Here is a 24,670-nt window from a genome sequence, read left to right as displayed (position 1 = left end):
GCAGTCCATATGCCGGCGTGGCGGAACTGGTAGACGCGCTGGACTCAAAATCCTGTGCCCGCGAGGGCGTGCCGGTTCGATTCCGGCCGCCGGTATACTAAAGAGTCCCAAGAACATTTCGTTCTTGGGACTCTTTTTTTGTTTGAAAAATAAGTAAGCGACTACCAATTAACCTTTTTTTGTAATATAAGGATACTTTATTCATTATTTTTATGCTATCTGTTATGATGGTGGTGTAAATATCGACTGTTTTCTTTTGATATAAGCTTTTGAAAGTTCGAGTAAATTCTATTGATTATATGCATAGTCCGTTCAAATTTATCACCTAAAAAGGAGAGGATAATATGTCAACAAGATCTACTTTTTCAAAATCCGAAATTAAAAAAAACAACCCTCTATTTTCGCCATTACGTGCGGTAGTAGAAACAACGATGTATGGGAACAATATTAATGAAGTGGAAACGATAGAAGAAGCATACTTACTAGCTAAAGAATCAATGCATACCATTGTAACAGACTTGTTGGTTAAGTATCCAGAAAAATTAGGCTTACCATATGGAGCAAAAGTTCTAGTTGAGAATGGTGGAGCTGTAGTAGGCCGTACAGCAGCAGCAAAACGTATTTTAGGAGAAAATCCTGCAGAAGATGCTAAATTGGCTCCAATCATTCGAGAAGCTATTTATCAAGGTGAAAATAAAATGCGATATAAAGGAACCGTTTATGTTGGTTTAGATCCTGAGTTTATGGTGAAAGCTCATTTGAGTGTGCCTGTTGGCCAAGAAAATAACTTATACTCTTGGTTATTAAATTTTCAAATTTGTAACGAACTGTACAATGAAATGTACCTCGAATCCAGACCAATAAATGAAGGTGATATCTTTATTTATCAAGATCCAGAATGGCATCATCCGGATTATCCAATGGGTCTGGCTTATTTTGATTCAGAGCACAACACAGCAGTTATTTTAGGTATGAATTATTTTGGAGAGTTAAAGAAAGCAACATTAACACTTGCTTGGGGGATAGCTCACCGATTAGGATACGTTGCATGCCATGGTGGACAAAAAAAATTCACTTTAACTAATGGAAAAAATTATGTTTCAGCATTCTTTGGACTATCCGGATCAGGAAAGTCTACATTAACACATGCTAAACATGAACATAAATATGAGGTGGAAGTTTTGCATGATGATGCATTTATTATTTCTCTAAAAAATGGTTCATCTATTGCATTAGAACCATCTTATTTTGATAAAACACAAGATTATCCTTCAGACCATGTTGAAGTTGATTATTTTGTGACTGTACAAAATGTAGCAGTCACGTTAGATGAAAATGGTGATAAAGTTCTATTAACAGAAGATCTACGTAATGGTAATGGTAGAACTATAAAATCACGTTACTCTACGTCAAATCGTGTAGATAAATTTGATGAATCAATAAATGCGATCTATTGGATCATGAAAGATGAAAGTTTACCACCCGTAATTAAAATAAATGATCCAATACTTGCTGCAACATTTGGAGCTACCTTAGCTACAAAACGTTCTACAGCTGAACGTTTGAAAAAGGGGGTCGATATCAATAAACTTGTGATTGAGCCGTATGCAAATCCATTCCGTATTTATCCGCTTGAAGAAGACTACCGTCATTTTAAAGCATTATTTACTGATCAAAACATTGATTGTTATATTTTAAATACAGGCTATTTTGGAGACAAAAACGTTACTGCGGCTGTTACGTTAAGCAGTATTGAATCAATCGTTGAAGAAACAGCAGAATTTAAACCGTTTGGAAAACTTGGTAATTTGAGTTATTTAGTAGTGAATGGTTATGAGCCCAAATTTAACGATTCAGAGTATCGTCAGTTGGTTCAAGAACGTCTAAACATGCGAGTAGCATATATTCAAGAAGAAAAGGAAAAAAATAAAATGAACGTTTTACCAGACGAAGCATTAAAAGCCATGCAGGCATTGATTGAATAAAATGAGAGTACATGCATTAAAAATTAGTTGTTTCATTTGGTTTACCTAATCCTTTTCATTTGCTAGAAAGGAGTATGAAAAAATGAAAGAACATACGGTTGAAATTACGGAAACCGTTTTGAGAGATGCTCACCAAAGCTTGATGGCTACAAGAATGTCGACGCAAGAAATGTTGCCTATTATTGAAAAAATGGACCAGGTCGGTTACTATTCCCTGGAATGTTGGGGAGGAGCTACTTTTGATGCTGCGATTCGTTTTCTAAATGAAGATCCTTGGGAAAGGTTAAGAGCCATCAAAGAAAAAGCACCGCACACTAGGTTACAAATGCTATTAAGAGGCCAGAATCTTTTGGGCTATCGACATTATGCAGATGATATTGTAGAAAAGTTTGTTGAAAAAGCTAGTGTAAATGGTATAGATATTTTCAGGATTTTTGATGCCTTAAATGATTCTAGAAATTTGGAAGCTTCCTTAAAAGCAGTGAAAAAATATGGGAAACATGCTCAATTGACTATTTGCTATACCATAAGCGAAGTGCACACAATAGAATATTATACTCAACTAGCTAAAGAACTAGAAAAAATGGGTGCAGATTCAATTTGTATAAAAGACATGGCTGGTATCCTAACACCATTTGTGGCAAAAGAACTTGTGCGCGAGCTGAAAAACGTTATTACTGTACCGCTTAGTTTGCACACTCATGCTACAAGTGGTGTTTCACAAATGACGTATTTAATGGCCGTTAAAGCTGGTGTAGATATGATTGACACTGCTATTTCACCTTTTTCAGAGGGAACGAGTCAACCACCCACTGAATCAATGGCTATTGCATTAAATGAGGGGTTTGCAACAATAAAGTTAAATCTCCAGTTATTGGAAGAAATTGCTGATTACTTTAAACCTATTCGAGATAAGTATCTAGCTAATCAGCAATTAAACCCAAAAATGATGGCTGTAGACCCGAAAGCACTGTTGTATCAAGTTCCTGGAGGGATGTTATCCAATTTGTATTCACAATTAAAACAAGCAAATGCGACTGAAAAATATGAAGCAGTCTTAAAGGAAGTCCCACAAGTTCGCAAAGATTTAGGATACCCTCCATTGGTAACTCCTATGAGCCAAATGGTGGGTACACAAGCAGTCTTTAACGTCCTAGCGGGAGAGCGTTACAAGATGGTTCCAAATGAAATCAAAGAATATTTACAGGGTTCATATGGACGTTCGCCAATGCCGATTAGCGACGATTTTAGAAAGCAGATTATCCATAATGAACCAGTTATTACGAATCGACCAGCTGATCACCTTCAACCAGAGTTTGAACGTTTAAAAAAAGAGATAGGAAATAGTGCAAAATCGGATGAAGATGTATTAACGTATGCCTTATTCCCACAAGTTGGAAAAGAATTTCTAATCAAAAAATACTCAACGGAAAATGTTGAACAAAAAAAAGAGACCATAGATGAGGAGCAAACAATTAAAATATCTGCCTATTTATAAAAAGAGGTGAGAAAATGGAACGTTTTTCTTATTTGGATATAGTGGTGATTGCCGTTGTTGGATTGTTAGCACTATTTGTACTGCTTATTGTGTGGCAATTGTTTCGTCAGTTGATTCACTTGAAAACAAATCAACATAAAGTCAATCATCAAACAGAGACATCTGTCCAAACAAACCAAGATTTTCCAGCACTTGATCAGGATGAAGATGAAGAAACCAAAATAATTGCTGTTTTGATGGCATTGATTTTAGCTAATGAGGACCGACAAGACAAGACTTACCAAGTATCAAAGATTGAGCGAATTCGATAAAGGGAGTGCGCTGATGAAAAATTATGAGATAACAGTAAATGGTAAAGTGTATCAGGTTTCAGTAAAGGAAATTAATGGGGAATTGAATGAAAATAAAGAAAATGAAACTTTAAGTTCTAACAAAAACAATGGCAATCCGTTGGATGGAATATCGATTACAGCTCCTATGCCAGGAAGAGTTTTGTCTGTTAAGGTACAAGAAAAACAATCCGTAAAAGCAGGAGAAACAGTCTGTATATTAGAAGCAATGAAGATGGAGAACGAAATTGTTGCTCCAGTTGATGGTGTCGTCTCGCAAATAAAGGCTCAATCCAATCAATCGGTAGAAGCTGGAGAAGTTCTGTTCCTAATTATTCCAAATTAAGAAAAATTATTTTTATTTCAAATTCCTAGTGAGGGAGGAGATAGTTTGAGTACTTTTTTTTCTGGTTTATTGTCCATTTCAATTGGACAAATCATTATGATGGCCATTGGGGCATGTTTAATGTATCTAGGTATTAAGAAAAATTTTGAACCAACTTTGCTAGTACCTATGGGAATTGGAACACTGTTGGTTAATTTTCCACAATCTGGATTAATTACTCAATTAGCAAATAATCAAGAACAAGAAGGCATCCTCAATATTTTGTTTGATTTTGGAATTGCGACTGAAGTGTTCCCTCTGTTGATTTTTATTGGAATCGGAGCGATGATTGACTTTGGACCATTGCTGCAAAAACCAATTTTATTACTATTTGGAGCTTCTGCTCAATTTGGAATTTTCTTTACTATTTTAGTTGCGGTTATTTTTGGTTTTGACATTCTAGAAGCTGCTTCGATTGGCATTATCGGTGCAGCAGATGGACCTACCTCTATTTTTGTTGCATTGCAGTTAGCCCCACATTTATTAGGTCCTATTACGGTAGCTGCTTATTCCTATATGGCTTTGGTACCCATAATCCAACCATTAACGATTAGAGCTGTCACAACAAAGAAAGAACGCCTAATAAGAATGCATTATACTTCAACATCTATCTCGAAACCAGTTCGTATCCTTTTCCCTATCGTTGTTATCATCGTATCTGGATTTATAGCGCCAGTTTCTTTACCATTAGTTGGTTTTTTAATGTTTGGTAACTTATTAAGAGAATGTGGAGTCTTAGATCGATTAAGTCATACTGCTCAAAATGAGTTAGTAAACATTGTTAGTATTTTACTAGGGTTAACCATTTCAGTTAAAATGACGGCAGAATTATTTTTAACTGTAGACTCGTTATTAATTATTGGATTTGGTTTGATTGCATTTATTATGGATACTGTCGCTGGGGTACTATTTGCCAAATTTATTAATCTATTTCGTAAAGAAAAAATTAATCCTATGATTGGCGCGGCGGGCATTTCTGCATTTCCGATGTCTGCTCGAGTAATCCAAAAAATGGCTCAAGAAGAAGATAAAGAAAATTTTGTCTTGATGCATGCGGCAGGAGCAAATGTTTCAGGACAGATTGCTTCAGTAATCGCCGGTGGTTTATTATTAGGGTACTTTTCATAATTTTTTAAGAAGAAAGTGGTGAAAAGATGTTTAATATTGATTATACAGCCTTACAACAAGGTTTGGAATTAATGGGGTATGGAATGGTTGGTATTTTTATGGTATTAGGTACTCTTTTCTTAGCTTGTATGGGTTTAGTCAAATGGTTTTCCAATAAAAATTAAGGAAAGTAAAACAGAGTTCACCTCGAACTTTGTTTTGCTTTCTTAATTGTTCTTCGCTATACTTTTTTAGAAGAGTAAAAGGGAAAGGAGACAAATAAATGAAACAATCAGCAGAAGAGTTAACAAAGTATTACGCTCACTTAAAAATAAGTTATGATAAATATGTAGATCAACCTTTGAATTTAAATATAAAAAGAGGCATACCGAGTAAAGAACAATTACAATTATCACAACCAATGTTGGATGTATTTTCTTCCTCATCAGATTTTATGAGTCAAGGTAATGTAGATATTCGCAATTATGGAGAATTAACTGGTATTTATGAAGCTAAAAAGTTATTCTCTGAACTTTTAGAAACCAACTTGGATGAGATTTTGATTGGAGGAAACTCTAGTTTAAGTTTAATGCACTTAGCAATCGTATCTAATCTATTTTCAAGAAAGAGGGGTCCTATTCATAACGAAACAATTAAGTTTTTATGTCCTAGCCCAGGATATGATCGTCATTTTTCAATGACAGAAAACTTAGGCATTGAGATGATCTCAATTGAATTAAAAGAAAATGGTCCTGATATGGATGAAGTAGAAAGACTTGTAAAGAATGATGCTGCTATAAAAGGAATATGGTGTGTTCCTACATATAGTAATCCAACAGGTATAACCTACTCAGATGAAGTGGTTGACCGCTTAGCCAATATGAAGACAGGATCAGAGGATTTCATGGTTATTTGGGACAATGCCTACCTTGTGCATCATTTGACGGAAGATAAACATTCGGCTAAAAATTTATTAACTGCTTGTAAAGCTGCTGGAAATCCAGATCGTGCATGGATGTTTTGTTCAACATCAAAAATCACTTTTCCAGGTGCCGGTGTATCAGCTTTAGGAGCAAGTAAACGTAATATTGATATAGTAGCAAAAGAACTTTCTTTTCAAACGATTGGATTTGATAAGATCAATCAAATGCGTCATGTGAAGTTTTTGAAAAATAAAGACCATATCTCTCAACATATGGCTGACCATGCACAAATTTTAAAACCAAAATTTGATTTGATCAATCAAAAACTAACCGATTATTTTGTAGATAAAGATTATGTGGAGTGGACAGAACCAAAAGGTGGTTATTTTGTTCATTTGACTACCAAAAATGGATGTGCAACTGAAATTGTTCATGCATTAGCTGAAATTGGGGTAGCTATAACAGAGGCAGGTGCAACCTATCCTTATGGTGATAATCCTAAAGATAACAGTATTCGATTAGCACCAACACCAGTATCATTAGAGGATTTAGATGCAGCAATGGATGCCATTTGTTTATGTATTGAATCTATTAGTTTGAAAAAAGAATTATCTTTATAAAATAGTAAAGGGTAACTTTTGTTATATTGAATCTAAAAATGTAGAATGATAGTAGAAGTAATTGAAGTCCAAAGTTTGTTATGAGAAACTTCAATTTTAGTATTATCACAGAAAGGAAGATGACAAATGTCAAAAGGAACATTTTTATTTGGAGCAGCAATAGGAGGAGCGGCGGCATATGTAGCAGCTTACTTATTTGCACCTAAATCTGGAGAAGAGTATCAATTAGAGCTGAGAGATAAAGCAGAAATGCTTAAAGAATCTTCTAGTGATTATATGTCGATTGCTAAAGAACGTGGTGGAGACTTTAAAGCTATTGCAACTGATGCAGCAGTTGGTTTGAAAACTGATGTGCAATTGGTCTCAAAACAATTAGCAGAACAACTTAAAATGGACTCTCAAATTCTAAAAGCAGATTTAAAAGACGTTAAGGATGGTGTACCCGGGAGCAAAGAAACTTTAAAAGCTAATTTAAGTGAAGCTGTAAATGAAGCGAAATATACTGCTGTAAATTTGAAAGATCAAGTCAGCCAAACAACTTCAGAAGCAAAAGATATTTCAAAAGCGGTTGTGGATGAAGCTAAAATGGAAATTGATGAAGCTAAAGTTGAAAATAATCCAGTAGATACTTTTTAAATGATTGATTAAAAAATAAGACACATGCGATGAGGTACCTCATCGCATGTGTCTTATTTTAATGTTGTCGTGTACCATCTTTTTTATAGATAATGACTTCAGTGTCCTTATTTCCAGCAATTTCGTTAGCTCGATTTACGGCATCGGTTTTTTTATCAAATGTCTCGCTAGCTCGTTTGGCTTCTTTTGTTTTGACCAACCAATGATCGTCTTCAAAAAAAACTTCAACAGGATTATTTAGTAACTTGGGATTAGCACTTGAAGTATCGTGATGATCATTTTTTTTAGGATTGTTTTCTTTATCAAAAGATTCTTTTTCATCTTTAGAAGCATCCTTTATCCAAGATTTAGCTTGTGAAATCGCAATTGGAATAGCACGATCATCTTCGTATCCATTAGCTAAAAGAGCATTAGCAATTTCAATCGTTTTTTTTCGTAACAGTGGGTCAAAGTTCTTTAGTGAAACAGGGTAGTCGTTCATATCCCATGGCATAACAATTAGCCTCCTTTTAAATGTTTGTATGAGTCTGTTATACCATTCTTCATGTAATCGAACAAATAAAATGATTGACTGATTATTTTTATAGTAACTATGAAATAATCAATTAAAAATGGTATATTATTAGATGGGTATTTAAAAAGTTTACTGGATAAGAAAGAATAAATCCTAACTTGTGTGGAAGAAGGCTATATATGAAAAAAATAGAAGCAGCTGCATTATTTATGAAAGAAAATAGTGAGTTGTTCCAGTGTCCAATTTGTGAAGAAGCATTTAACAAGATAGACGGAAATAGTTTAAGTTGTCTAAATGGACATCTTTTTGATATTTCAAAAAAAGGGACACTTTATTTCTTATTAAAAGGAACAAAAAACGAGTATGACAAAGAAATGTTGTCTTCACGATTTAATATTGCAACTGCAGGATTATTTCACCCCTTATTAGATGAACTATATCCAAGTATTGCTGAAAAAGAAAATGGGCATACATTAGATGTTGGTTGCGGAGAAGGTTCTCAACTAGATTATTTAACAGAGTTAGGGTTAAAGGGTCAAAAAATTGGGTTTGATATCTCTAAAGACGCCATTCAATTAGCAGCAACTCATTTTTCTAGTGCCTTTTGGTGTGTTGCGGATTTAGCACAATCACCTTTTGCTACGCAGCAGTACGATACAATATTAAATATTTTTTCACCTTCAAATTACAAAGAATTTGATCGACTTTTAAAAAAAGGTGGTCAAGTCATTAAAGTGGTTCCAGAAAAAGAGTATCTGATTGAATTAAGACGACTGCTTTACCGTGATCAAGAAGAAAAGCAAACTTATTCAAATGAGGTCGTAATCGCGAAGTTTAAAGAGCATTTTCCGTTGATGGAAATAAAAACGATCAAGTATTCATTTGATTTAACTCCATTATTATTTGCAGACTTAATGAAGATGACTCCATTAAGTTGGGGTGCAAGTCCAAAAGCTAAAAAATATGCCATAGATCATCCATTAAAAAAAATCACCATTGATGTTTGTGTCTTAATAGGACAAAAACAAGGTGCATTGTGAACGAATTGTGAACTTTGTGTTAATATATACCGTTTTCATAAACAATCTCAGCCACAGACACTTGCAACAATACCACAGCGATGTTATATTACCTATAAGTTCTTAAACGTCATTCGTTTTTATCAGGAATCCATCAGATTTTGATAAAAGTTAATGAATTGTAATAGGCTTAACTAACGTATCGTTTCGCAGTGCTGGACACCGAAGCGATGCGTTTTTTTGTGCTTTTTTTTAGCTTGATGGTCTATCTTTTAGTGTAATTGAATTTTTACAAAAGATTTTTTGTCTTTAAAGTGAAAATACGCTAAAATAGACGAGAAGATTGAGTTTATGGGAGTGAAGCTTATGGTTGGAGAAGCAACAACTTCATTAAAAGATAAAATTATTGAAGAAAGTAAACGAATTGGAATAGATAAAATTGGATTTACAACCGCCAATCCATTTGATGAACTAGAAGCAAAATTAGAGAAGCAGCAAGAACTTGGACATCATTCTGGTTTTGAACATAAAGTGATCAAAGAACGGATATACCCCGAATTGATATTTGAAAATCCGCGTTCGATTATTTCAATTGCTTTAGCTTATCCTACAAAATTGGATGCTCCACCGCCTCTGGTGAAGGGAGAACGTCGTGGAGAATTTGCACGAGCTTCTTGGGGAACCGACTATCATAACGTCTTACGGGATAAAATGGATCAATTGATTGCATATATTCGTCTTGAAGCGGGAGAAGTAGCTACGTATAAACCCATGGTAGACACCGGAGAACTAGTAGATGTAGCTGTTGCACAGCGTGCAGGGTTAGGTTTTATCGGAAGAAATGGCTTACTGATCACCGAAGAATTTGGTTCCTATGTTTACTTAGCAGAAATTATTACGAATCTTGATTTTTCAGCTGATACTCCTGTCCCGTTTGGATGCGGAGATTGTACGCGTTGTGTGGATGCTTGCCCTACTGGAGCGTTACTGGGGGATGGACGGATTAATGCTAAACAATGTCTCTCATATCAAACCCAGACAAAAGGGATGATGGAAGAACAATTCAGGCGGAAAATGGGACATGTTATTTACGGATGTGACATTTGTCAAATTGTTTGTCCATACAATAAAGGAAAAAATGCTCATTTTCATCCTGAAATGGAACCAGATCCTGAGAGTGTTATGCCAAAGCTCAAACCATTGCTGACGATTAGTAATCGGGATTTTAAAGAACAGTTTGGCCATATGTCCGGTTCTTGGCGTGGAAAAAAACCACTTCAACGTAATGCTATTATTGCATTAGGCAACTACCGAGACAAATCGGCTTTACCAGATTTATTGCGCTGCATTGAAGAAGATATTCGGCCTGTGATTCGAGGAACAGCGGCTTGGTCAATAGCAAAAATTGTTTCTGCTAGAGATGAAATGGTTATTGAATTTCTAGAAGAGGCATTAACCAAAGAAGAAGACAAAGAAGCCTATTATGAAATACAACAGGCTATTGAGACGATTAAAAGTAAAAGAGAGAAAAAAAAATAATTCGTTTAGGGTTATTTTAGGAGGAACTTGATTAACATGACAAACCATATTGCTTTATTTGAACCACAAATACCTGCAAATACAGGAAATATAGCTCGAACATGTGCAGCAACAAATACACATTTGCATTTGATTGAACCTTTAGGATTTCAAACGGATGATAAACATTTAAAAAGAGCTGGATTGGATTATTGGAATGAAGTCCATATTACGTATCATAAAAATTTAGAAGCATTTATGGAAGTTGCACAAAATGGACAGTTGCATTTAATCACTAAATTTGGTAATCGAGTCTATAGTGATGTTGATTATGAAGCTACTGAGGGCGATCATTATTTTCTATTCGGCAAAGAAACAACTGGTTTACCAGAAGAATTTATGCGCGAACACGAAGAGGACTGTTTGCGTATTCCAATGAACGACGAGCATGTGCGTTCATTAAATTTATCCAATACAGCGGCTATTTTAATTTATGAGGCTCTTCGTCAACAAGGTTTTAAAGGTATGGAATTAGCTCATCATTACGATAACGACAAACTAGATTAAAACTAATCTTAAGAATCAAATTTATTTGATTCTTATTTGATGAATGATGACAACTGTTATCTTAAAGGTAAAGCTTTTCTTAATATTGCTTAAATAGGTCAATGTGATTTGATAATCTTTTTTGCACGAATTATAATGAATAAGAATGCATCCCTATAAGTTAAGGAGAGGTTTAATTTATGCCAAGATTAAAAACTGAGGATCCCATTGTTATTGTTGGAGCAGCACGTACACCAATAGGTTCTTATTTAGGTGGGTTGAAATCTGTTCCTACAGGAGAGCTAGGAGCAATTGCGCTCAAAGAGGCAATTAAACGAGCAGGACTGACGAGTGAAGAGATAGATGAAGTCATAGCTGGTCAAGCGATGGGAACGCAAGAGGAAAGCAATATTGGACGTGTCATAGGATTGAAAGCAGGATTGAGACAACAGTCAACAGGAATGACGGTAAATCGTATTTGTGGCTCAGGTATTCAATCCGCTATTTCAGCGGTGCAAGAATTGATGACAATGGATATTAATTTTATTGCTGCTGGTGGAGTGGAAAGTCTGTCTCGCTCAGAGTATTATTTACCGCTCGAATCGAGATGGGAAGGCTTTAAAGTTGGAAACTTTAATGTTATTGATGCAAACTTAGCACTTCATCTGCATGCTCAACCCAATGCACAATACCCTGAAGTTCATCATATGGGAGATACTGCAGAAAAAATTGCTGAAAAGTATACAATCACTAGAGAAGAACAAGATATCTATGCAATGGACAGCCAAAGAAAAGCTGCTCAAGCTGTTGATAGTGGACGACTTGCTCAAGAGATCATTCCAATTGAAGTAAAAGGGCGCAAAGGCAGCATGACTGTCATTGATGCTGATGAACACCCTAGACCAGAAACAAATATGGAGAGTTTAGCTAGATTAAAACCAGCTTTTCGTAAAGATGGTAAAGGTACAATCACTGCTGGGAATGCTTCTGGGTTGAATGATGGGGCAGCTTTTGAGATTTTTACTAAAGCTTCTATTGCAAAAGAGCGTGGACTAGATGTAATGGCTAAAATTGTTGATTTTGCAATAGCTGGGTGCGACCCAAATGTAATGGGATTGGGCCCCGTTTATGCTATCAATAAAGTTTTGGCACAGTCAAATTTAACACTTGAAGATATTGATATTTTAGAAATCAATGAAGCTTTTTCCGCTCAAATACTAGGTTGTATGAAAGAATTAGGCATTGAACCTGGTTCGAAAATGTACAATCGCTTGAATCCAAATGGTGGAGCTGTAGCATTAGGTCATCCTTTAGGAATGTCAGGAGCTCGTATCATTACTTCGCTTTGTTATGAATTTAAAAATCACCCTGAAAAAAAATATGCCATTGCATCAGCGTGCATTGGTGGCGGTCAAGGAATCGCTTTATTATTAGAGAATGGATCTGTTTAAAAATGAATAAAAAAAGACCTGTAAAAAGATGTCGCGAATCATTAGTTGTTCAAACACATAGGATCTTCCCAAATCAATTGAACAATCATGGAACATTATTTGGAGGAGAACTTATGAGCATGCTGGATATTGCAGCTTCGATAGCCGTGACCAGACACGCTCGCTCGCAATCTGTAACAGCTTCAACGGATTCAGTAGATTTTTTGCATCCTATTCAACGAAATGATGCTATTACTATCGAAGCTTATGTTTCAGGTGTTGGAAAATCATCTGTAGAAGTTTTTTGTAAAGTTATCGGAGAGAATTTACTTACTGGAGAACAATATTTAGCGGTCACAGCTTTTTTAACATTTGTAGCCTTTAAAACCGATAAAAGTAAAGCAATCGTACCTTTGATTGAACCTGAAACGGAAGAGGAATCATTTATCTGCAATGGATATGAAGAGCGGAATAAAAACCGTTTTATTAAAAGAGAATTCAACAAACAATTTGCTCAAAAGATTACATTAACGAATGCTTGGATGGATGAAGATTAAAAATAGACGATAAAAAGGGATCAAGACAAAAATAAAATGTCTTGATCCCTTTTTATTGTTTATTACATTTGATCGGGTGCTTGAACACCTAATAATCTTAAATCTTCTTTTAAGATAGTTGCAACAGATTGAACGAGCGCTAAACGAGCAGGCTTTTGAGCATCGTCAGCAAGCACTTTACTGTTTGCATAGTATTTATTGAACGCTTGAGCTAAATGTATAGCGTGCTTAGCAATAACAGAAGGTTCAAATTTTTCATAGGCACGTTGAACATCATCTGGGTAACTTTCTAGCAATTTGATAATTTCCCAGCTATAAGCATCATCTAAAGGATAGTCAACGGTTGTATCGATTCCAGCAATCCCTGACTTTCTTAAGATGCTCATTGCACGAGCTCTTGTGTATTGAACGTAAGGACCTGTTTCTCCTTCAAAACGAACAACTTCTTCGATAGTAAAGTCAAAATTATTTAAACGATCATTTTTTAGATCATGGAAGACAACAGCACCAATACCAACTTGGTCAGCAATGATTTCTTTATTTGGCAAATCTGTATTTTTTTCTTCAATTTGTTCAAGTGCAGAAGCAACAGCGTCATCTAAAACTTCTTCAAGTAAAACGATTTTTCCTTTACGAGTAGATAATTTTTTACCACCTTGTGTGATCAAACCGAATGGAATATGGTGCATATCATCTGCCCAGTCATAACCCATTTCTTTTAATACAGCTTTTAATTGTTTGAAATGGTTGCTTTGTTCATTACCAACAACATATAAAGACATTGCAAAATCATAAGTACGTTTACGATAAAGGGCTGCAGCTAAATCACGCGTAATATACAATGTTGCGCCATCAGATTTTTTGATCAATGCTGGATTCAAGTTGTATTTTTCTAAATCAACGATAGTGGCACCATCATTTATGGTTAATACGTTTTTTTCTTCTAGTAATTCCATAACTTCTTGCATTTTGTCGTTATAGAAAGCCTCACCATCAAAAGAATCAAAAGTAATATCTAGGCGTTCGTAGACATGGTTAAATTCTTTAAGAGACTCTTCACGGAACCATTTCCATAATTGTTGAGCTTCTTGATCGCCATCTTCTAATTTTTTGAACCACTCGCGAGCTTCGTCATCTAATTCAGGTTTTTCCTCTGCTTCTTCATGGAATTTTACATATAAGCGTAAAAGTTCGACAATCGGATCTTTTTTTACAGCTTCTTCGCTGCCCCAAAGTTTATAACCAACGATCAATTTCCCAAATTGAGTTCCCCAGTCACCAAGGTGATTGATTTTAATGGGATTAAAACCTACTTTTGTTAAAATATTTGCTAAAGAATTTCCGATAACTGTTGAGCGTAAGTGGCCCATTGAAATGGGTTTGGCAATATTTGGTGACGACATATCAATAGGAACATTTCTGTTTCCACCGATATCAGCATCTCCATAGTGAGGACCTTTTTCAAGAATTTCTTTTAATACGGCAGCACTAACTTCTTTTTTATTTAAAAAGAAATTTAGGTAAGGTCCAACAACCTCAATTTTTTCAACGATAGGGGAACGAACCGTTTCTCCCAATTCAGTTGCAATTTGTTGAGGCGCCTTACGAAAAGCTTTTGCTAAAGCAAAAGCAGGGAACGCAATATCACCATGTTCTGCAGATTTCGGATTTTCTAATAAACTGACAATTTTTTCAATTGGTAATGCATCACCAATTTGCTCTTTTAAAGCTTGTGCAACACTTAATTTATAATCCATAGTTTTTCCTCCTAGATGAACGCCTTTTGACGATCAGAATTTAGTATTTTAGACATAAAAAAAACGCCCAATTTTGATTCTATGCTAATCAAAAAAGAGACGAGGTTTCCCCGCGGTACCACTCTTGTTGCTTCGTCCAATGACGAAACCACTTGTTTTTAGATAACGGCAAACAAAACCGAATGAGCTGATGGATACAGGCGGACTGTATTTTAAACCAGCTGTATTCTCTCCGAAGTGCGGTTCCTGAAAGTTTTCATTGTTGGCTTACACCGTCCCAACTCGCTTGAAATGTTTCTTAACAGTACTCTCTTCATCATAGAGCAGATATAGTTGAACTTTATTTATTATAGCAAATTGTCTAGGAGAATACCATTCTTTTTGAATAATAGAATTTTTATTCACCTTTTTGTAAAAATATCGTAAAATATAAGCGTATACAACAATTGTTTGGTATACTACAAAAGAAGAATTGTTAAATTAGAAGGAGGCCTTGCAGTATGAAAAAATCAAATCGACAATTAGCTATCAAACAAATTATCACAAATCACGACATTGCTACACAAGAGGAGTTGTTGCATTATCTCAAACAAGAAGGTGTTGAGGCTACACAAGCAACCATCTCAAGAGATATCAAAGAAATGCATTTAGTTAAAACGACATCATCCAATGGTAACGTTAAGTATACGATATTCCAAAATAATCGAATGTCTAATGAAGAAAAACTCCAATCTACATTAGGAGATGTTGTGATTCGATTGACCCAAGTACAGTTTACCAATGTATTGATGACTATACCGGGTAATGCGCATGTGGTGGCTGCATTGTTAGATGCCATTGATTTTCCAGAAATGGTTGGTACTGTAGGCGGTAATGACACTTGTTTAATTATTTCAAAAGATGAAGAAGATGCTAAAAAAATGCATGAGTATTTAAAAAGATGGATCGAAGCGTAATTTTTAAAATTTCATAGGGAGTGGATCAATCATGGAGTCTAAATTTAATTTAGCCTCATTACAAAATGGATCTGACATTCGTGGGATAGCCATAAAAACGTCAGACCATGATATAACCTTAACAGATGAAAGAATTGAAAAAATTGCTTATGGTTATGCGGTGTGGCTAAAAGAAGTAAAGCAATTAGCTATAGAAGATGAAAAAAAGCCAGTAATCGTTTCTGTAGGTCATGACAGCCGATTGTCTGCTGATCGAATCAAAACAATCTTCATAGAAGGATTAAATAACGCAGGAATAGATGTTGTAGATGTAGGACTTTCTACTACGCCTGCAATGTTTATGTCTACACAATATGACTCATACAAATGTGACGGTGCCGTTATGATAACGGCTAGTCATTTACCGTTTGAATACAATGGATTAAAATTTTTCACAAAAGACGGTGGTGCGGAACACGAAGATATCGACTTTATTCTGCAAAAATCAGACTGGGAAAATGTTACTTGGGAAAACAATCAAGGAAAAGTTTCAGAAGCTCCATTGTTGAATGATTATGCGAAAGATTTGGTTACTAAAATTCGCATTGGAATCAATGATAAAGACCATTATGAAAAACCACTAAGTGGTCGCCATATTGTTGTGGATGCAGGAAATGGTGCTGGAGGTTTTTTTGCTGAAAAAGTACTAGCTCCATTAGGTGCTGATATTAGTGGCAGTCAATATTTAAATCCGGATGGACATTTTCCTAATCATATTCCAAATCCTGATAATAAAGAAGCCATGAAAAGTATCCAAGAAGCTGTTTTGCAATATAAAGCAGATATGGGTGTTATTTTTGATACAGATGTAGATCGTTCAGCCTTAGTTGATCGTAAAGGTGACACGTTGAACCGAAACAATTTAATAGCTGTTATTTCAGCTATTCTAATAAAAGAAAACCCAAATACGACAATTGTGACAAGTTCAGCTACATCAGAACATCTAAAAACGTTTATCACGTCTCTAGGGGGCAAGCAAGACCGTTACATTACAGGATATCGGAATGTAATCAATCGTGCGATTCAGTTAAATAAAGAAGGCATACAAACCAGTTTAGCTATTGAGACAAGCGGACACGCAGCACTTCAAGAAAACTATTTTCTAGATGATGGTGCATACTTAGTGGCAAAAATATTAATGGCCGATGCGAATTTGAAAAAAGAAGGAAAAGACTTCTCAGATTTGATTACTTCTTTAAAACAACCTGTTGAAACGGATGAAGTTAGGTTTAAAATTTTACCAGAAGATATCCAGGTGATAGGTAAGAAGGTTATGGAAGATTTCAGTAACTTTATTGAAAATGAAACCGATTTGACAGTTGAGCTTACCAATTTAGAAGGTGTACGAGTAAACACCTCCGGACAGTATGGTGCTGGCTGGATGTTGTTGCGTATGAGCTTGCATGAACCTTTACTAGTTTTAAATTTCGAGAGCGATCAAGCCGGATCCATTAAAAAATTAAGAGAAACAGTTAAAGACTTTTTTTATGAACAAGTTGACTTAGATTCGTCTCGCTTGTAAATGTCAGTCAAAATGGTTTAAACTTAATAATGTAAAAATGATGGCGAAGGAAGTGTAGTAAATGGGTGAACCGTTAGTAGAAAGTATTGAATTATACAATGGAGTCAAGATACCTAAATTAGGTTTAGGATTATTTTTAATGAAAAATGAAGCTGAATTAGTGGATGCTGTTAAATATGCAGTTGAAGTAGGCTATCGTCATTTTGATACAGCTAAAATTTACGGCAACGAAGAATATTTAGCTCGTGGATTAAAAGAAGCTGGGATCAACAGAGAAGAGGTCTTTATTACTTCTAAAGTATGGAATTATGATCAAGGTTATGAACAAACAAAAGTAGCTTTTCAAGAAAGTTTAGATCGCTTAAGCACAGATTATTTAGATTTATATTTAATTCACTGGGCTGCTCCAAAATATGTTGAAACATGGAAAGCCATTGTTGAATTGTATGAAGAAGGAAAAATCAAAGCGATTGGAGTATCTAACTTCCAAATTCACCATCTTGAAGAACTTAAAAATCAGGGATTGATGCAACCAATGATCAACCAAATAGAAACACATCCTGAATTCCCACAAAATGAATTACATGAATACATGAAGGCAAATGGTATCATTCATGAAGCATGGGGTCCTTTAGGCCAGGGGAAATCTGACCTACTAAATCATCCGATCCTATTAGAAATCGGTCAAAAATATTTCAAGACTCCTGCACAAGTGATTATCCGTTGGCATTTAGAACGAGGAGAAGTTGTTATTCCAAAATCAGTTCATGAAAATCGTATTTTAGAAAATAGCGATGTATTTAACTTTTCTTTAACAGCAGAAGAGATGGAACAAATTAATTCATTAGAAACTGGGATAAGATATGGCAGTGACCCTGATGATCAAGAAAGATTATTAGAAACGTCCATCAGACCAGTATAAAAACAAAAAAATAGACGTAAGCAGAATCTGCTTACGTCTATTTTTTTGTTTATTCAGATGTAATAGGATTCCAATGCCAGCTAAAACCGTCTTTTTCTAACAAGGCATCACTTTCTTTTGGACCCATGGAACCACTTGGGTAACTTGGAAGATCCGTTTTATCTTGATCCCATTCTTTACGAATAGCATCAACGAATTTCCAAGAAGAAGCTACTTCATCCCAATGCGTAAAGTTTGTTGCGTCACCATTTAAACAGTCAAAAATCAATTTTTCATAAGCTTCAGGACTATTTGCAACTGTTTCGGCTGAATGCTTGTGCTTAAGATTAAACGTTTCTGTTTCTAAGCCAATCCCAACTTTTTTTGTATTTAATTGAAGTGAGAATCCTTCAGTTGGTTGAATGAAAATGGTCAATACATTTGGTGGCAAATCTTCTTCAATATCTGCACTAAATAAATTTAAAGGAACATTTTTAAAGACAACATTGATTTGTGTGCCTTTTTCCGCCATTCTTTTACCCGTTCGAATATAGAAGGGAACACCTTTCCAACGGAATGTATCGATCAGGACTTTACCTGCAACGAACGTTTCTGTTTGAGAATCTTCTGCAACGTTTAGTTCGTTTTGGTACTTATTCAATAAACTATCGTCGGTAGTGCCAACATTATATTGAGCACGAACAAAATTTTCTTTCACTTCTTCAGAGCTGAAAAGGCGAACAGCTCGTAAAGCTTTAATTTTTTCATTACGAATATCTATGTCTGTAAGTTTTGCAGGGGGCTCCATTGCCAGGAGAGAGACAATTTGCAAAATATGATTTTGTACCATATCTCTTAAAGCACCGCTTTTATCATAATAACCGCCACGTTCTTCAACGCCTAAAGATTCGCTTAACGTGATTTGAATATTATCGATGTAGCGATTATTCCACATAGATTCAATCATGTTATTTGCAAAGCGAACAGTAGAAATATTTTGTACCATTTCTTTGCCTAGATAATGATCTATACGGAAAATTTGATCTTCATCAAATACTTCTCGGAGTTGTTCGTTTAAAATAGCAGCACTCTCATAGTCATGACCAAACGGTTTTTCAATAATCAAACGATTGAATCCATTAGTTGATACCAATCCTTGTTGGTTTAATTGTTGAGTGATCGTTCCAAAAAAATTAGGAGACATAGCTAAATAAAATAAACGATTGCCATTGATTTGGTAGCGGTTATCTAATTCTTCGGCTAATTTTTTTAAGTTGACGTAATGTTCTGCATCATTAACATTATGTGATTGATAGTAGAAGTGGCTGGCAAACTCAGTTGCAGCTTCTTCTGAAATAACTAGGTCACTTATCGTTTCCTTAATAATTTCTCTATAATAGTCATTCGTCCATTCTCTTCTAGCAGTTCCGATTACAGCAAAATGTTCGTTCAAGAATCCTTTTTTATATAAGCGATAAAGAGACGGATACAATTTTCTCTTTGCTAAATCTCCGGTTCCTCCAAAGATTGTAAATAAAACATTCTGTTCAGTTGTCATCTATCTTTATACCCCTCTTCTAGAACAAAGACGTTCATCTTTTCTAAAACTATTGTACTGGTTTCTGCTTTTAGAATCAATCATTCGTTGATTCTTTCTTTTAAAAAGTAAGAGCTCTTATTACACATTTTTAGTTTGTTCAATTAATAGTATACAATAGTACACAAAGAATGACGACTTACTGGTTTAAAAAGGTGAGAATTTTTCTTCTCAAATAGTGCAACGATGATGCACGTTATTCCATTACATTAAATTGTTGACAATGGCTTCAAAATTACTATAATAAAGACTGTTAATCAAATCATACAATTAAATAAGCCTATCAAATAGGGGAGTAGCTAACATATATTATGTGTTTAAATCAACTAGTCTGTGTTAGTAAAACACTGGTTTAAACTTAAAAAGCAAGACCTATGCGTAATCTCACAAGATTACGTATAGGTCTTGCTTTTTTGTATGGTTTTAAAACAGACATCTGGATATGGAAGGAACGGAACAGAAAAATGGAAAATAAATTAACCACTAAACAAAAAAAGAGCCTATCTATTTCAGGATTGTTAGTAACACTAGGAGTTGTCTACGGGGATATCGGTACCTCTCCGTTATACGTTATGAAAGCTTTAATAGAAGGCAATGGGGGACTAGTTTCCGTTACAGATGAATTTGTTTATGGAGCGTTATCTTTAGTATTTTGGACACTTACGTTATTGACAACAATTAAATATGTCATGATTGCTCTAAGAGCCGACAACCATGGAGAAGGCGGTATTTTTTCGCTTTATGCTTTGATTAGAAAAAAGGCGGTTTGGTTAATTATACCGGCCATCATAGGAGGGGCAGCTCTCTTAGCCGATGGGATATTAACGCCTGCAGTTACCGTTACGACAGCAATTGAAGGTCTAAGAACGATTCCTGCTTATGTTGCATTTTTTGGAACAGGTCAAGAAACGGTAATTATGATTACGCTAGTTGTTATCACTTTTTTATTTTTAATTCAACGTTTTGGAACTGAATTGATTGGTAAATTTTTTGGACCCTTAATGTTTCTTTGGTTTTTTATGATTGGCACAATCGGGTTAGTAAACGTCGTGGGAAACTTTGATATTTTTCGTTCACTTTCACCTGTGTATGGAATTAAATTTTTATTTAGTGAAAACAACAAGGCTGGGTTCTTGATATTGGGCAGTGTTTTCCTAGCAACGACCGGAGCGGAAGCCTTGTATTCTGATTTAGGACATGTAGGTCGTAAAAATATCTATTTAACTTGGCCATACGTTAAAATTTGTTTGTTATTAAGCTATTTAGGACAAGGGGCTTGGCTTTTAGATGTTAAAGATAATGAACAGCTGCAAGCGATAAAAGGGTTTAATCCTTTTTTTGAAATAATGCCCGATTGGTTTAGAATGGTAGGGGTAACTGCGGCAACATTAGCAGCAATTATTGCTTCACAAGCGTTAATATCAGGGTCATATACGTTGGTTTCTGAAGCCATAAAGCTAAAGTTATTGCCCCGTTTGAAAACCATTTATCCATCAAGTTCTAAAGGTCAATTGTATATTCCAGTTGTCAATACGATTTTATGGTTATCTTGTTTAGGAGTCGTTTTATATTTCAGAAATTCAGAGCACATGGAAGCAGCTTATGGACTAGCCATTACCATTACAATGTTAATGACGACTATACTGTTGTTTAATTACTTAATTGTTAAAAAAGTCCCTAAAGTACTGGCAGGCATGATGATTATTTTCTTCGGTGTACTTGAAGTCATATTTTTCATTTCAAGTATTTCAAAATTTTTCCACGGCGGATTTGTAACCATCATTATCGCAGCGACTATTTTAATGGTCATGGTTATATGGCACAAAGCAAATCAAATTGAGCAAAACATTGTAAGAGAAGTGAGTCTTTTAGATTACAAAGATCAACTAAGCAAACTTCGAGTTGAAGAGTCAATTCCTTATTATGCCACTAATCTCGTGTACCTTACGAGCAAAGAAACTGCGGGTATGATTGATAATGAGATTATTTATTCAATATTTGATAAGCAACCAAAACGTGCAGCTATTTACTGGTTTGTAAACGTTCTTGTAACAGATGAACCCAGAACAATGGAGTATACTGTAGAAACCTTTGAGACAGATTTTATTATTAAAGTTCAATTGCGTCTTGGTTTTAGAGTTCCTCAACAAGTGAGTACCTATTTGAGACAAATCATCATAGATCTTATGGCAGATGGGACAATTGAGAAACAACCCCAACATTGGGCTACGAATAATTTTAATCAAGATATTGGCGATTTTTGTTTTGTATTGGTTCGTGAAGAACTTTCTGTAGATTCTGAACTATCTCGTAGGGGTCATTTTATTATGTCAGTCAAATTAGCAATAAAAAAAGTTTCTGTTTCTCCAATAAAATGGTTTGGACTTGAATACACAGACGTAAAAATTGAACACGTTCCATTATTGCTTGGAAACCGTAAAAAAACCAAATTGGAACGAGTTACCACAAAAAAATAAAGAAGCCTTCAAGCAAAGAAGCCTACGGAAGAAAGTAACATTCTACGAAGGCTTCTTGTTTGCATTGAAAGAGAATTTTGAAAGCATATATATTTAAGTAACGAATGCTTCAATTTTATGGTATAATACAAAAGATGCAAAAGAGTATCAAGAGAAATGAGGCGATAAAATGGAACATACCTTTGAAAAGTTTGGGTTACAACCCTTTTTAATTGACGCAATAAATGAAATTGGTTTTACAAAACCAACTGAAGTACAAGAAAAGCTTATACCAGCTATTAAAAGTGGGAAAAGTGTTATTGGTCAATCACAAACGGGTTCAGGAAAAACTCATACATTTTTACTTCCATTACTAAACAAAATTGATCCATCACGCAAAGAAGTGCAAGTGGTGATCACTTCTCCTAGTAGAGAATTAGCAGAACAAATTTATCAAGCAGCACTTCAATTAGTTGAAAAAGCTCCTACTAAAATCATTGTACAAAATTTTGTAGGTGGAACAGATAAAAAACGACAAATGACTAAATTAGCTGGAGTTCAACCACATGTTGTAATTGGAACACCTGGAAGAATTCTAGATTTAGTATCTGAAAAAGCTTTATTGATTTATACATCTCCAGTTTTGGTTATTGACGAAGCAGATATGACGTTAGATATGGGATTTTTAACAGATGTTGACCAAATCGCAAGTAAGTTACCAGAAAAGTTGCAAATGCTTGTCTTCTCAGCGACTATCCCAATTAAATTGCAACCGTTTTTGAAAAAGTATATGTCTAATCCATTATTTGAACAAATTCAGCCTAAAGAAATTATTTCGCCAACGATTGAAAATTGGCTTATTTCTACAAAAGGGAAAAACAGAATTGATGTTATTTATGAATTATTGACAATAGGACAACCGTATTTGGTCATGATCTTTGCAAATACGAAAACTAAAGTTGATGAATTAGCGGATGGTCTTAAATCCAGAGGGATCAAAGTAGCTAAGATTCATGGAGATATTCCTCCACGTGAAAGAAAACGTGTAATGAAACAAGTACAAAATCTTGAATATCAATTTGTTGTTGCAACTGATTTAGCTGCACGTGGTATTGATATTGAAGGTGTTTCACATGTAATCAATGCTGAGATTCCAAGAGACCTTAGCTTCTTTATTCACCGTGTTGGTAGAACTGGAAGAAACAATCTTAAAGGAACAGCCATCACTTTGTATGCTCCAAGCGATGAAAACTTAATTGTAGATATTGAAAAATTAGGGATTCCTTTTGAACCAAAAATGATTCAAAAAGGGGAAATAGTAGATACGTATGACCGTAAACGTCGTACGACTCGTGAAAATACCTCTACTGATACCGTTGATCCTAGACTGAAAAGCATGATCAGTCAAACAAAGAAAAAAGTAAAACCAGGCTACAAGAAAAAAATGTCACGTGCTATCAAAGAAAGCAGCGACAAGAAACGTCGTGTTGAACGTCGTAGCCAAGCTAACGCAATCAAAAAAGCGAATAAGAAAAAATAATTGCAAAAAAGGAGTTGAGAATGATTCTCAACTCCTTTTTAATATCCGTTTTTAAGGTATACGTTTCGTTTTAGGCAGTACTCGAATAGCTAAATAATAGATGAATAAAGTTACAACTGTCTTGATTTCCAGTTGAAAAGCAGGCATTAAATTAATACTATTTAATAGTGCCATGAATAATGTTGGCAACGTAGAAGCAACTAGTACGATTTTCCAATTGTCGCCAAATTTCAACTTTCTTCCAGTAAGGATAGAGAGTATATTTGCAAATAACGTGTAGAGTAAAGTATACAAAAATGTAATAAAAAGAGTGGATAACCATACCAGAACAAATGTAATAAATGGCAAATTAATACCAAATGCCTGAACATTTAAAATAAGGTCAATAAATGTTTCGCTCGTTAAGCCATTTAACTGAGCATATGGCAATTGAATAGGGTAATCTGGAAGAACAAAATAAAGACTGTCTTCTAAAAAAGCAATGCCTAATAAGTTTGCAACTAAATCTTGTTCTACATCTTCAATGGTTCTTTCTCCGTTTGGGTCAAAGGTGAAAATAATCGAATTCGTTTGATAAATATAACTTTTTACAGGTTCAGATGTAACAAGTTGATTATTTTCTATAGTAAATGATGGAATGCTTTCTGCAATAATTTGGCCATCTCGACTAAAATTATTGATTATTTGATTGCTTTGTATCCAAATTGGAATAGTTGCGATAAAAGCGATAAATAAAAAATAAAGAACTACTTTTCTCTTTTTTAACGTGATTGCTTGCGCTAAATTTTCTGGATGAAGCAATGAATCTTTAACCAAAGTTATGAATTGAATAATA

The 24,670-nt window shown here is 34.9% G+C and carries 22 protein-coding genes, 1 tRNA gene and 1 other annotated feature; of the genes, 19 read left to right on the top strand and 4 right to left on the bottom strand.

Translation table 11 applies throughout. The features are described from left to right. Positions 1-11 precede the first annotated feature (11 nt). From ACKI3H_RS07375 to ACKI3H_RS07335, 9 genes are all read left to right on the top strand, one after another. A tRNA-Leu gene (locus tag ACKI3H_RS07375) sits at positions 12-95 on the top strand. A gap of 249 nt (positions 96-344) precedes the next feature. Continuing rightward, positions 345-1,985 carry a phosphoenolpyruvate carboxykinase (ATP) gene (locus tag ACKI3H_RS07370; RefSeq protein WP_407371633.1) on the top strand — a complete coding sequence of 547 codons (1,641 nt, stop codon included), beginning with the start codon at positions 345-347 and terminating at the stop codon, positions 1,983-1,985. Between the two features lie 82 nt (positions 1,986-2,067). Beyond that, positions 2,068-3,483: an oxaloacetate decarboxylase subunit alpha gene (locus ACKI3H_RS07365; protein WP_407371632.1), complete on the top strand. Its 1,416-nt coding sequence runs from the start codon at positions 2,068-2,070 to the stop codon at positions 3,481-3,483. A 14-nt stretch (positions 3,484-3,497) separates the two neighbouring features. Continuing rightward, positions 3,498-3,794 carry an oxaloacetate decarboxylase gene (locus tag ACKI3H_RS07360; protein WP_407371631.1) on the top strand — a complete coding sequence of 99 codons (297 nt, stop codon included), beginning with the start codon at positions 3,498-3,500 and terminating at the stop codon, positions 3,792-3,794. Positions 3,795-3,807: 13 nt separating this feature from the next. Next, positions 3,808-4,158 (top strand): biotin/lipoyl-containing protein, encoded by a 351-nt coding sequence (locus ACKI3H_RS07355; protein ID WP_407371630.1) that lies wholly within the window; start codon positions 3,808-3,810, stop codon positions 4,156-4,158. Between the two features lie 45 nt (positions 4,159-4,203). After that, positions 4,204-5,325 (top strand): sodium ion-translocating decarboxylase subunit beta, encoded by a 1,122-nt coding sequence (locus tag ACKI3H_RS07350; RefSeq protein WP_407371629.1) that lies wholly within the window; start codon positions 4,204-4,206, stop codon positions 5,323-5,325. 26 nt (positions 5,326-5,351) lie between these two features. After that, the gene (locus ACKI3H_RS07345; RefSeq protein WP_407371628.1) at positions 5,352-5,489 is read left to right on the top strand and encodes an OadG-related small transporter subunit; all 138 of its coding nucleotides are present in this window, start codon (positions 5,352-5,354) and stop codon (positions 5,487-5,489) included. 98 nt (positions 5,490-5,587) lie between these two features. After that, positions 5,588-6,847, top strand: coding sequence for an aminotransferase (locus ACKI3H_RS07340; protein ID WP_407371627.1), 1,260 nt, complete (start codon positions 5,588-5,590; stop codon positions 6,845-6,847). A gap of 126 nt (positions 6,848-6,973) precedes the next feature. Next, positions 6,974-7,483 (top strand): YtxH domain-containing protein, encoded by a 510-nt coding sequence (locus ACKI3H_RS07335; RefSeq protein ID WP_407371626.1) that lies wholly within the window; start codon positions 6,974-6,976, stop codon positions 7,481-7,483. Positions 7,484-7,541: 58 nt separating this feature from the next. Here the strand turns inward: ACKI3H_RS07335 and ACKI3H_RS07330 are convergent, their stop codons facing one another. Beyond that, entirely contained in the window at positions 7,542-7,976 is a 435-nt protein-coding gene (locus ACKI3H_RS07330; RefSeq protein ID WP_407371625.1) for a DUF2188 domain-containing protein, read from the bottom strand. Positions 7,977-8,176: 200 nt separating this feature from the next. Between ACKI3H_RS07330 and ACKI3H_RS07325 the strand changes: the two genes are divergently transcribed. From ACKI3H_RS07325 to ACKI3H_RS07305, 5 genes are all read left to right on the top strand, one after another. Further along, positions 8,177-9,037, top strand: a complete 861-nt coding sequence (locus tag ACKI3H_RS07325) for a methyltransferase domain-containing protein (protein WP_407371624.1) — start codon at positions 8,177-8,179, stop codon at positions 9,035-9,037. 345 nt (positions 9,038-9,382) lie between these two features. Continuing rightward, the gene (gene queG / locus ACKI3H_RS07320) at positions 9,383-10,555 is read left to right on the top strand and encodes a tRNA epoxyqueuosine(34) reductase QueG (RefSeq protein ID WP_407371623.1); all 1,173 of its coding nucleotides are present in this window, start codon (positions 9,383-9,385) and stop codon (positions 10,553-10,555) included. A 36-nt stretch (positions 10,556-10,591) separates the two neighbouring features. Then, positions 10,592-11,101 carry a tRNA (uridine(34)/cytosine(34)/5-carboxymethylaminomethyluridine(34)-2'-O)-methyltransferase TrmL gene (gene trmL / locus ACKI3H_RS07315; protein WP_407371622.1) on the top strand — a complete coding sequence of 170 codons (510 nt, stop codon included), beginning with the start codon at positions 10,592-10,594 and terminating at the stop codon, positions 11,099-11,101. Positions 11,102-11,280: 179 nt separating this feature from the next. Then, positions 11,281-12,531, top strand: coding sequence for a thiolase family protein (locus tag ACKI3H_RS07310; RefSeq protein ID WP_407371621.1), 1,251 nt, complete (start codon positions 11,281-11,283; stop codon positions 12,529-12,531). 2 nt (positions 12,532-12,533) lie between these two features. Next, positions 12,534-13,067, top strand: a complete 534-nt coding sequence (locus ACKI3H_RS07305) for an acyl-CoA thioesterase (RefSeq protein WP_407371620.1) — start codon at positions 12,534-12,536, stop codon at positions 13,065-13,067. 62 nt (positions 13,068-13,129) lie between these two features. Here ACKI3H_RS07305 and argS read toward each other — a convergent pair whose 3' ends face one another. Beyond that, positions 13,130-14,824 carry an arginine--tRNA ligase gene (argS, locus tag ACKI3H_RS07300; RefSeq protein WP_407371619.1) on the bottom strand — a complete coding sequence of 565 codons (1,695 nt, stop codon included), beginning with the start codon at positions 14,822-14,824 and terminating at the stop codon, positions 13,130-13,132. Between the two features lie 92 nt (positions 14,825-14,916). Then, positions 14,917-15,153 (bottom strand) — a binding site (T-box leader). Positions 15,154-15,324: 171 nt separating this feature from the next. On the opposite strand from argS, the gene argR reads away from it, so the two are divergent. The 3 genes from argR to ACKI3H_RS07285 all read left to right on the top strand — a co-directional run bounded on the left by argR (position 15,325) and on the right by ACKI3H_RS07285 (position 18,263). Further along, on the top strand, positions 15,325-15,780 hold the full coding sequence (gene argR, locus ACKI3H_RS07295) for an arginine repressor (RefSeq protein WP_089975358.1): 456 nt from the start codon (positions 15,325-15,327) through the stop codon (positions 15,778-15,780). A 31-nt stretch (positions 15,781-15,811) separates the two neighbouring features. Continuing rightward, positions 15,812-17,341 carry a phosphomannomutase/phosphoglucomutase gene (locus tag ACKI3H_RS07290; protein WP_407371618.1) on the top strand — a complete coding sequence of 510 codons (1,530 nt, stop codon included), beginning with the start codon at positions 15,812-15,814 and terminating at the stop codon, positions 17,339-17,341. 61 nt (positions 17,342-17,402) lie between these two features. Then, positions 17,403-18,263 carry an aldo/keto reductase gene (locus tag ACKI3H_RS07285; RefSeq protein WP_407371617.1) on the top strand — a complete coding sequence of 287 codons (861 nt, stop codon included), beginning with the start codon at positions 17,403-17,405 and terminating at the stop codon, positions 18,261-18,263. A gap of 49 nt (positions 18,264-18,312) precedes the next feature. On the opposite strand, the gene zwf is transcribed toward ACKI3H_RS07285, so the two are convergent. After that, positions 18,313-19,800, bottom strand: coding sequence for a glucose-6-phosphate dehydrogenase (zwf, locus tag ACKI3H_RS07280; RefSeq protein ID WP_407371616.1), 1,488 nt, complete (start codon positions 19,798-19,800; stop codon positions 18,313-18,315). Positions 19,801-20,303: 503 nt separating this feature from the next. Between zwf and ACKI3H_RS07275 the strand changes: the two genes are divergently transcribed. Further along, entirely contained in the window at positions 20,304-22,316 is a 2,013-nt protein-coding gene (locus ACKI3H_RS07275; RefSeq protein WP_407371615.1) for a KUP/HAK/KT family potassium transporter, read from the top strand. A gap of 169 nt (positions 22,317-22,485) precedes the next feature. After that, positions 22,486-23,835 carry a DEAD/DEAH box helicase gene (locus tag ACKI3H_RS07270; protein ID WP_407371614.1) on the top strand — a complete coding sequence of 450 codons (1,350 nt, stop codon included), beginning with the start codon at positions 22,486-22,488 and terminating at the stop codon, positions 23,833-23,835. 51 nt (positions 23,836-23,886) lie between these two features. Here the strand turns inward: ACKI3H_RS07270 and ACKI3H_RS07265 are convergent, their stop codons facing one another. Next, positions 23,887-24,636 (bottom strand): DUF1189 domain-containing protein, encoded by a 750-nt coding sequence (locus ACKI3H_RS07265; RefSeq protein WP_407371613.1) that lies wholly within the window; start codon positions 24,634-24,636, stop codon positions 23,887-23,889. Between the last annotated feature and the right edge of the window lie 34 nt (positions 24,637-24,670).

This window comes from Carnobacterium sp. (assembly GCF_045617425.1).
GTDB lineage: Bacteria > Bacillota > Bacilli > Lactobacillales > Carnobacteriaceae > Carnobacterium_B.
Note: the sequence above shows the minus strand (reverse complement) of the source record. Positions and strands in the feature narration are given on the sequence as shown.